Origin of the sequence: Kitasatospora sp. NPDC059088 (genome assembly GCF_042738155.1) — a bacterium.
Lineage (GTDB): Bacteria > Actinomycetota > Actinomycetes > Streptomycetales > Streptomycetaceae > Kitasatospora.
The window spans coordinates 32,538-42,274 of the sequence record NZ_JBHYGR010000002.1 but is presented as its reverse complement, the minus strand read 5'-3'; the positions used below and the strand labels follow the sequence as shown (position 1 = coordinate 42,274).

Sequence of the window (9,737 nt, the reverse complement as noted above, 5' to 3'; positions counted from 1 at the left end):
GGGGGCGTGGGGGTGGTGTTGTTTTGCTCCGACCTCGGCGCCGCTTTTGTGTACTAGTCGGTCGCGGTCGCGGGCCGGTGCGGGTGGGTGGGGCCCCCGCCCCGCTTCGTCGTGGTCGTGCCGTGTGCTCAGTAGCGCGGCCGGTTGAACCAGCCGGAGCCCTCCTGGGTGCACATGGCGGTGATCCAGATGATGCTGATGGCCAGCCACAGACCGGCCATCACATAGCCGATGGCGGTGCCGGCGCTGACGGCGCCCGCCAGGATCAGCAGGCCGACCAGGCTGCCGAGCGAGCCGTACACGATGGTGGTGATCCGGACGTTGTTGCCGCCCTTGCCGAACTTGGCGCCCAGCGTGATGGAGAGCGCGGCGAACAGCGCGAACAGGACCGCGACGACGATCAGGATGCCGGCGGCGGCGTCGCCCAGCGCGGTGAACGGGTTGTCGCTGGTGGTCGCCTTGGCCGTGTTGGTGACGTCCTTGGCGGCGGCGCCTATGAGCAGGTAGACCAGCGCGAGGATCGCCTGCACACCGCCCACGATGAACAGCAGCACCCGGGCGGTCGTCACCAGGCCCGGCATGGACTGCGGCACGGCCGGCGCGTAGCCGTAACCGGGGGCCGCCTGGGGCGGGTAGCCGTAGCCCGGCGCGGGCTGCGGCGGGGCCTGCTGCGGGTAGCCGTAGCCCGGCACGGGCGGCTGCTGGCCGTACGGGTTGTTCGGGTCGGGCGGGTAACTCATGGATGCCTCCGGGCAGTTGCGGGAACGCGGGGACGGGACGGCGGAGGGCCCGGTTGCGGCCGGCGAGTCGGGTCGCCGACGGAACGGGACGGTATCGGAGCGCGGTGACAGCCCGGCGGCGGTGACGGGCGCGGCCGGCTCAGTGCTGTGACGGGCCAGTGATCGAACGCGAGGACGGGCACGGCGCGGTGAGGGCGCCGTGGCGGTCTGGCTGCGCGGTGTGCTGTGGTCGGATCACTGGCTCTTTCCCCCGGGTACGCCCTGCTGCGGGACCGTCGGCCCGTCACCGGGCCCGGTCGCGGCAGGGGATGCCCGCATATCGTCAACCGGACGGCAGCGCGCTGTCCAGCCGGTTGTGGGCGTGGTGCGGAGACTGTGGCGCAACCGCAACGTGGTGCGGGCCTTCCGTGCCCGTCCGGTCGCCGGGGCGGCCCCGGTACGGGAGGCGGCCGCGATCCGGGAGAATGGGGTCATGACTGCCCAGATTCTCGATGGCAAGGCCACCGCCGCCGCGATCAAGTCCGAACTCGCCGCCCGCGTGGCGGCCCTCAAGGCGAAGGGCGTCACGCCCGGCCTCGGCACCGTCCTGGTCGGCGACGACCCGGGCAGCCGCTGGTACGTCAACGGCAAGCACAAGGACTGCGCCGAGGTCGGCATCGCCTCGATCCAGCGCGAGCTGCCCGCCACCGCCACCCAGCAGGACGTCGAGGACGTCGTCCGCGAGCTCAACGCCGACCCGACCTGCACCGGCTACATCGTCCAGCTGCCGCTGCCCAAGGGCCTGGACCAGAACCCGGTCCTGGAGCTGATGGACCCGGACAAGGACGCCGACGGCCTGCACCCGACCTCGCTCGGCCGGCTGGCCCTGGGCATCGAGGGCCCGCTGCCCTGCACCCCGCTGGGCATCGTCGAGCTGCTGCGCCGGCACGAGGTCGAGATCGACGGCGCCGAGGTCGTCGTGGTCGGCCGCGGCGTCACCGTCGGCCGCTCGATCGGCCTGCTGCTGACCCGCCGCAGCGAGAACGCCACCGTGACCCTGTGCCACACCGGCACCCGGGACCTCGGCGCGCACCTGCGCAAGGCCGACATCATCGTGGCCGCCGCGGGCGTGCCGCACCTGGTCAAGCCGGAGGACGTCAAGGCGGGCGCCGCGGTGCTGGACGTCGGCGTCAGCCGCAGCGAGGGCAAGATCGTCGGCGACGTGCACCCGGGGGTGGCCGAGGTGGCCGGCTGGATCTCCCCGAACCCCGGCGGCGTGGGCCCGATGACCCGCGCGATGCTGCTCAACAACATCGTCGAGGCGGCCGAGCGCCGCGCCGGCGTCTGACCCCCGAGGGACGGCGAGCATGACTGAACCGCGTCCGGCGCGGTCCCGGCAACGGCCGGTCAAGACCACCGGCACCCTGCCGCCCGAGGGGGCCGCCCCGGCCCTCGGGCGCGACCACGCCCTGCCGGTCCGGCAGTGGCCGATAACGCTGGTCCTGTCGGTGGTCGGCGCCGGCCTCGCGGTCACCTGGCTCGCCGACTTCAAGGACGGCTTCAAGTACGGGCTGCTGATCCTCGGCACCGGCGTGCTGCTCGGCGCGGTGCTGCGGCTGGTGCTGCCCGAGGTCGGGATGCTGGCCGTGCGCAGCCGCTTCACCGACGTGATCGTGCTGGCCTTCCTGGGCGCCTCGATCGTGCTGCTGACCCTGGTCGCGCAGCCGAACCCGTGGCTGGAGATCCCGCTGCTGGACAACATCGGCCAGCTGATCGGTCGGCCCAAGCGCTGAGCCGCGGCGTGTTCCGGGCCCTCCCGGGCGGAGCCCGCTGTGACGCATCAGCCACGCCCGCACACGCGGCGTACGCTTCCCTTTGCGATAACCTGACGCCGGTCTCTCGATGTCGAGAGATCATCCTCGGCTCCAGTGCGCCGGTGTGCCTGGGGCACCTGGCGATTTGCTGGAGAAGGTAGAAATGACCCGCACCCCCGTCAACGTCACCATCACCGGAGCGGCCGGCCAGATCGGCTACGCGCTGCTCTTCCGCATCGCCTCGGGCCACCTGCTCGGTGCCGACGTGCCGGTGAACCTGCGCCTCCTGGAGATCCCGCAGGGCCTCAAGGCCGCCGAGGGCACCGCCATGGAGCTCGTCGACTGCGCGTTCCCGCTGCTGCGCGACATCACCATCACCGACCAGCCGAACGTGGCCTTCGACGGCGCCAACGTCGCCCTGCTGGTCGGCGCCCGCCCGCGCACCGCCGGCATGGAGCGCGGCGACCTGCTGTCGGCCAACGGCGGCATCTTCGGCCCGCAGGGCAAGGCCATCAACGCCCACGCCGCGGACGACATCAAGGTCCTGGTCGTCGGCAACCCGGCCAACACCAACGCCCTGATCGCCCAGCGCAACGCCCCGGACGTCCCGGCCGAGCGCTTCACCGCGATGACCCGCCTGGACCACAACCGCGCGGTCGGCCAGCTGTCCGGCAAGACCGGCGCCCTGGTCTCCGACATCAAGCGCGTCACCATCTGGGGCAACCACTCCGCGACCCAGTACCCGGACATCTTCCAGGCCGAGATCGCCGGCAAGCCGGCCTTCGAGGCCGTCGGCAGCGACCAGGCCTGGCTGGAGAACGACTTCATCCCGACCGTCGCCAAGCGCGGCGCGGCCATCATCGAGGCCCGCGGCGCCTCCTCGGCCGCCTCGGCCGCCAACGCCGCCATCGACCACGTGCACACCTGGGTCAACGGCACCGCCGAGGGCGACTGGACCTCCATGGGCGTCGTCTCCGACGGCTCCTACGGCGTCCCGGCCGGCCTGATCTCCTCCTTCCCGGTCACCACCAAGGACGGCAAGTTCGAGATCGTCCAGGGCCTGGAGATCTCCGACTTCTCCCGCGCCCGCATCGACGCCTCGGTCAAGGAGCTGACCGAGGAGCGCGACGCGGTCCAGGAGCTGGGCCTCATCTGAGCCCCGCCGCACGGCCCTTGCGACGGCCCGCCACCCCCGCCCGGGGGCGGCGGGCCGTCTGCTGTTCGCCCGCTCGCCTCCGGGGCGCTCCGACCCGGTGCCGACGGTCGGCGCTCCCTCGCTCGTTCCTCACTCCCTCGCGCTCTCCCTTTCGGCACCGGCGCGCCCCTTCGGCTCGGGGCGGGTGTTCGCCCGCTCGCCCCCGGGGTGGAGGCCCGGGCCGGGACACCTCGGCCGCCTACACTGGCCCGCTGTGAACGAAACCCTCGGGGACGCCGCGCTCGTCCTCGTCTTCATCCTGCTGGGCGGCCTGTTCAACGTCGCGGAGATCTCGCTGATCTCGCTGCGCGAGGGCCAGATCCGGACGCTGGAGGCGCACGGCACCCGGCGCTCGGCCCGGGCCGCGCACCTGGCCGCCGACCCCAACCGCTTCCTGGCGGCCGTCCAGGTCGGCGTGACCTGCATGGGCTTCCTGTCCGCCGCGTTCGGCGCGGACACCCTGGCCGGCAAGGTCGCCCCGCTCTTCGTCCGGGCGGGGCTGTCCCAGGGGGTGGCGGACGCCCTCGCCCTGGTCGGCCTGACCCTGCTGATCAGTTACGTCTCGCTGGTGCTCGGCGAGCTCACCCCCAAGCGGATCGGCCTGCAGCGCGCCGAGTCCATCGCGGTGATCGCCGCCCCCGTGGTGGACGTGATGTCGGTGGCGCTGCGCCCGGTGATCTGGCTGCTCGGCCACTCCACCAACCTGATGGTCCGGCTGTTCGGCGGCGATCCGGCGGCCGGGCGCGGCTCGATGAGCTCCGAGGAACTGCGCGGACTGGTCGCCTCCAACACCGAACTGGGAAGCGACGAGCGGGCGTTGATCGCGGACGTGTTCGCCGCGGGGGAGCGCCAGCTGCGCGAGGTGATGGTCCCGCGCACCGAGGTGACCTTCCTGGACGCGGAGCGCCCGCTGGCCGCCGTACGGCACCAGTCCGAGACCTCGCCGCACTCGCGCTACCCGGTGGTCGAGGGCAGCGCCGACGCGGTGGTCGGCTTCGTGCACGTCCGGGACCTCTACGGCGCCCGCGGCGAGCAGGCCGTCAAGGTCCGCGACCTGGCCCGCCCGGTCAAGCTGCTGCCCGGCACCAAGCGGGTGCTGGAGGCGATGGGCGAGATGCGCCGGGAGGGCCACCACCTGGCGATCGTGGTGGACGAGTACGGCGGCACCGCCGGCATCGTCACCCTGGAGGACCTGGTCGAGGAGGTGATCGGCGAGATCCGGGACGAGTACGACCGGCCGGAGTCCGCGCCGACCCGCCGACTGGCCGGCGGCGGCACGGAGCTGGACGGCCTGCTCAACCTCGGCGATTTCACCGAGGAGACCGGCGTCACCCTGCCCGAGGGCCCGTACGAGACGGTGGCCGGCTGCCTGGTGGCCTCGCTCGGCCGGCTGCCCCGGGACGGTGACCAGGCCCGGATCCCGGTCGAGGGCGGCGGCGCGGTGCTGCTGACGGTGGCCAAGGTGGAGGGCCGGCGGATCGCCCGGGTGAGGGTGAGTGCGGTCACACCGGAGGAGCCTGCGGGGCCGGAGGTTTCCTGAGCGACCGGGGGAACTGGAAGAATGGCCCGCATGGTCAACGCAGCGGTCACCGGTCCGGTCAAGGATCGCCCCCGGGTGCTCTCCGGGATCCAGCCCACCTCCGGCTCGTTCCACCTCGGCAACTACCTGGGCGCCGTGCGCCAGTGGGTCGACCTGCAGAAGGAGAACGACGCCTTCTACATGGTCGTCGACCTGCACGCGATCACCGTGCCGCAGGACCCGGTGACCTTGCGCCAGAACACCCGGGTGTCCGCCGCCCAGCTGCTCGGCGCCGGTCTGGAGCCGGAGCACTGCACCCTCTTCGTCCAGTCGCACGTGCCCGAGCACGCGCAGCTCGGCTGGGTGATGAACTGCCTCACCGGCTTCGGCGAGGCCTCCCGGATGACCCAGTTCAAGGACAAGTCCTCCCGGTACGGCGCCGACAGCACCACCGTCGGCCTGTTCACCTACCCGATCCTGCAGATCGCGGACATCCTGCTCTACCAGGCGGACGCCGTCCCGGTCGGCGAGGACCAGCGCCAGCACGTGGAGATCACCCGCGACATCGCGGAGCGGTTCAACTCGCGCTACGCCCCCACGTTCACGATCCCGAAGCCGTACATCCTCAAGGAGACGGCGAAGATCATGGACCTCCAGGACCCGGGCATCAAGATGAGCAAGTCGGCCTCCTCGGCCAAGGGCCTGGTCAGCCTGCTGGACGAGGCGAAGGTCAGCGCCAAGAAGTTCAAGAGCGCCGTCACCGACACCGGCACCGTGGTCTCCTACGACGAGGAGCAGAAGCCGGGCGTCTCCAACCTGCTGCGGATCCACTCCGCGCTCAGCGGGCAGTCGGTCGAGCAGCTGGTCGCGCACTTCGAGGGCAAGATGTACGGCGCCCTCAAGACCGAGCTGGCCGAGCTGTTCACCGAGTGGGTCACCCCCTTCCAGGAGCGCACCAGCACCTTCCTGGACGACCCGGCCGAGCTGGACCGGGTGCTGGCGATCGGCGCCGAGAAGGCCCGCGCGGTGGCCTCCGAGACGCTGGCGACCGTGTACGACCGGATCGGCTTCCTCCCGGCCGCCAAGCGGTGACTCCGCTCTCGCGCATGCCCGATGGTGGCGACCTCCCGGAGGTCGTCACCATCGGCGTGTCCGTGAGCGTGCCGGACCCGCACGGCGCGCGGATCCAGGACGCCCGGGCCGGGCTCGGGGACCCGCAGGCCCGCTCGATACCGACGCACGTCACGCTGCTGCCGCCCACCGAGGTGCCGGCCGAGCTGCTGCCGAAGATCGAGGACCACCTGTCGGCGGTGGCCGCGGCGCACCGGCCGTTCCGGATGCTGCTGCGCGGCGCCGGCACCTTCCGGCCGGTCTCCCCGGTGGTGTTCGTCCGGGTCGAGGAGGGCGCGCACGAGTGCCGGCTGCTGGAGGCGGGCGTGCGGTCCGGCCCGCTGGCCCGCGAGCTGGCCTTCCCGTACCACCCGCACGTGACGGTGGCCCACGGCCTGCCGGAGGACGCGCTGGATCGCGCGTACGAGCAGGCGCGCGGGTTCCGGGCGTCCTTCCCGGTGCCGGGCTTCTCGCTCTCCCGGTTCGACGCGGACGAGGTCTGGCGGCCCTGGCGGGCCTACCGGTTCTCCTGAACTACCCCGCGGTGCGGCCGAGTTCGATCATCCGGTCGACCACCCGGCGGGCCGCGCCGCCGTCGTCCAGGGCGCAGTGCGCGGCCCGGAAGCGCCGGTAGCGCTCCGCGTAGCCGGGCGCCGACCGCTCGCCGCTGTCGGCGAGTTCGCGCAGCGCGCCGAGCAGTTCCGCGGAGTCCGGCACCAGCGGGCCGGGCGCGTCCGCCTCGAAGTCGAAGTAGAAGCCGCGCAGGGTGTCGCGGTAGTGCTCCAGGTCGTAGGTGAAGAAGTAGACCGGGCGGCCGGTGATCGCGAAGTCGAACATGATCGACGAGTAGTCGGTCACCAGTACGTCCGCGATCAGCAGCAGGTCCTGCGGGTCGGGGAAGTCCCCGCAGTCGAACAGGAAGCCGTCGCCGGCGCCGGGCAGCGGGTCGCGCACGTGCGAGTGCGGGCGGACCAGCAGCACGTGGTCCTCGCCGAGCAGCCGGCGGGCGTGGTCGAGGTCGAGCCGCAGGTCGAGCCGGAAGCCGTCGCCGTCGCCGCGCTGCTGGTCCTCGCGCCAGGTCGGCGCGTACAGCACGACCCGCTTGCCCTCGGGGATGCCGAGCCGGCGGCGGACGGCCGCGGCGGCCCGGGGCTCGGACCGGGCCAGCACGTCGCCGCGCGGGTAGCCGGACTCCAGCACCTCGCCGTCGTAGCGGAAGGCGCGCTGCAGGATCGGGGTGGCGAAGGGGCTGGGGGAGAGCAGCAGGCTCCACTGCGGGGTCTCCCGGTCGAGCGCCTCCAGGTAGCCGTGGTCGGCGAGCCAAGGGTTGTCGACGTCGTGGGCGATCCGCTTGAGCAGCGAGCCGTGCCAGGTCTGCACCACGACCTGGCCCTCGCGGCGCTCCAGGAAGTCCGGGAAGTGGGTGTTGCCGACCAGGTACCGGCAGGTGGCCAGGGCCCGGTACCACTGGGGGCTCCAGATCCGGATCGGGACGACCCCGGGCGGCAGTTCGGCCTGGCCGTCGTCGACCACCCACAGGTGCTCCAACGGCTCGCCGCGGCGCACGAGTTCGGCGTGCACCGCGCGCGGGGAGTCGGCGTAGCCGCGGCCGCCGAACACGTCGTACAGCACCGCCTCGCGCAGCGGCTCGCGGCGGGCCGCCGGGTACTGCTCGGTGCGCAGCCGGGCCTGGGTCCAGGCGCTGCGCTCGGTGGCGTCGAGCACCGGGGTGGAGTCCACCAGCAGGGTGTCGTGCCAGCGGCGCTGCAGCAGGACGTCCTTGCCGCCGGTGGTCGCGGTGGCGGGCAGGGCGGGCAGCACGGTCGGGGCGGCGAGCAGCGGCCGGGCCGGGCCGGAGCGGTCGGCCGGCTCCAGGGCGGCCTCCCAGACGCCCTTGCGCAGCGGCAGCACGGCGCCGTCGGAGCCGGTGCGGGTGGCGGGCACCCGGACCCGGAAGCGGCCGTCCGGCTCGGGCTCGACGGGGGTGCGGACCTCGCCCGCGGTGCCGCCGTGCCGCAGGACCAGCTCCAGTCGCCCGGCGGCCGGGTCCGGGCAGTGGCCGGACAGTTCGAAGCCGCCGAAGTGGACCGCGATCCGGTCGACCATCCCGGCGGCGGGCTGGACGCAGACCTGGAGCCGGCCGTCGGCGAGGTGCTTGAGGTAGAGCACCCGGTCCGGGGTGTGCGGCAGCGGGTACTGGCCGGCCACCGGGCCGCCGCGCTCGTCCAGGCAGAGCTGTTCGGTGCCGCCGTCGGGGCGCAGCAGCTCGACGTCCCAGTGTTCCAGGTCCTCGCGGCCGCGGCCGTCGGCGGTGAGCGGCCGGTACGGCAGTTCGACGGCGAAGGTGTTGCCGGCGCGGGTGAGCGGCTGCTCGATCACCGCGTCGCTCTGCCGGTGCCGCAGCCGCAGCACGGTGCCGGCCGGGCAGTGGTCGGCGACGCCGCCCAGCCGGATGCCGTCGGCGGCCGGCTCGGCGCGGTCGAGCCGGGCGCCGGGGCGTTCCAGCCGCAGCTGCAGCCGGTCGTCCGCGAAGTACGGCTGGAGGCGGACGTCACGGTCCACCCAGCGGGCCGGCGGGTACTCGCCGGAGCCGCACCAGTGGGGGGCGAGGGTGCCGTACTGGCGGCGCAGCCGGGTGGGGCGGGGACGGGTGAAGAGGGTGGTCCCGATCTGCCAGTCGCCGAGCAGCCAGCGGTCGTCCCGGCGCAGTCGGGAGGGTTCCAGCAGGACGGTGAAGCCGGACCAGTCGTGGTTGTGCTCCGGCTGGGCGCTGTCGTCGGTGACCTCGGGCAGCCTGCGGGGCCTGGAGCGCAGGTGGAGCGGTGGTTCGGCCGCGTCCTCGTGGCGCAGGGTCAGCCAGGTCCAGGCGGAGCCGGGGCGGCCGGTGTCCAGGTCCAGCGGGCGGGCGAAGCCGGTGAGCTCCAGTCCGCGGCCGTGCCAGCGGGCGCGCAGCAGCCCGAACGCCACGTCCTCGTCGACGGCAGGCCGACCGTCGGCCACCGGGGGGGCGGCGTGCGGCAGAACGAACCGGGTGAGCGGAGACATGGTGCGAAGGGCCCTTCGGGACGGGATCCCGGTCATGGCGGTGGCCGGGAGGCCGCCGTGCCGGTGTCGGCCGGACCGGGGCCGATTTGTCATCCCACCCCGGGAAGCCACCCCGGGTCAACTGTACGGTTCGTAGAATTTCCTTTGAAATTCTTCGACTAAACGTGAGTTCGAGTGCAAACTGGACGTAAAGGACAGGTAGTTCTCAGGGAATTCCCAGACAGCAGCGGGGGGGGGGCGCCGGGGGGGACCCGGGCGGCCCCCCCGGCCACACCCCCCCCCCGGCACAACTCGCGAGAGAAAAAAACACACACAACAAAACACAAACAAAAAAA

8 protein-coding genes are annotated in these 9,737 nt (G+C 72.9%); 6 read left to right on the top strand and 2 right to left on the bottom strand.

Translation table 11 applies throughout. From position 1 onward, the window contains the following. Window positions 1-128 precede the first annotated feature (128 nt). Window positions 129-740: a hypothetical protein gene (locus ACFWXO_RS01105; RefSeq protein WP_380521178.1), complete on the bottom strand. Its 612-nt coding sequence runs from the start codon at window positions 738-740 to the stop codon at window positions 129-131. Between the two features lie 472 nt (window positions 741-1,212). On the opposite strand from ACFWXO_RS01105, the gene ACFWXO_RS01100 reads away from it, so the two are divergent. From ACFWXO_RS01100 to ACFWXO_RS01075, 6 genes are all read left to right on the top strand, one after another. Next, window positions 1,213-2,067: a bifunctional methylenetetrahydrofolate dehydrogenase/methenyltetrahydrofolate cyclohydrolase gene (locus tag ACFWXO_RS01100; protein WP_375882225.1), complete on the top strand. Its 855-nt coding sequence runs from the start codon at window positions 1,213-1,215 to the stop codon at window positions 2,065-2,067. 19 nt (window positions 2,068-2,086) lie between these two features. Next, the gene (locus tag ACFWXO_RS01095; RefSeq protein ID WP_380521176.1) at window positions 2,087-2,512 is read left to right on the top strand and encodes a DUF3017 domain-containing protein; all 426 of its coding nucleotides are present in this window, start codon (window positions 2,087-2,089) and stop codon (window positions 2,510-2,512) included. 184 nt (window positions 2,513-2,696) lie between these two features. Further along, window positions 2,697-3,689: a malate dehydrogenase gene (locus ACFWXO_RS01090; RefSeq protein ID WP_375882229.1), complete on the top strand. Its 993-nt coding sequence runs from the start codon at window positions 2,697-2,699 to the stop codon at window positions 3,687-3,689. Between the two features lie 253 nt (window positions 3,690-3,942). Then, the gene (locus tag ACFWXO_RS01085; protein ID WP_375882231.1) at window positions 3,943-5,268 is read left to right on the top strand and encodes a hemolysin family protein; all 1,326 of its coding nucleotides are present in this window, start codon (window positions 3,943-3,945) and stop codon (window positions 5,266-5,268) included. Window positions 5,269-5,298: 30 nt separating this feature from the next. Further along, the gene (trpS, locus tag ACFWXO_RS01080; protein WP_375882234.1) at window positions 5,299-6,339 is read left to right on the top strand and encodes a tryptophan--tRNA ligase; all 1,041 of its coding nucleotides are present in this window, start codon (window positions 5,299-5,301) and stop codon (window positions 6,337-6,339) included. A 14-nt stretch (window positions 6,340-6,353) separates the two neighbouring features. Beyond that, window positions 6,354-6,890 carry a 2'-5' RNA ligase family protein gene (locus tag ACFWXO_RS01075; protein WP_380521175.1) on the top strand — a complete coding sequence of 179 codons (537 nt, stop codon included), beginning with the start codon at window positions 6,354-6,356 and terminating at the stop codon, window positions 6,888-6,890. A gap of 1 nt (window position 6,891) precedes the next feature. On the opposite strand, the gene ACFWXO_RS01070 is transcribed toward ACFWXO_RS01075, so the two are convergent. Further along, window positions 6,892-9,402 carry a CDP-glycerol glycerophosphotransferase family protein gene (locus ACFWXO_RS01070; RefSeq protein WP_380521173.1) on the bottom strand — a complete coding sequence of 837 codons (2,511 nt, stop codon included), beginning with the start codon at window positions 9,400-9,402 and terminating at the stop codon, window positions 6,892-6,894. Window positions 9,403-9,737: the final 335 nt, after the last annotated feature.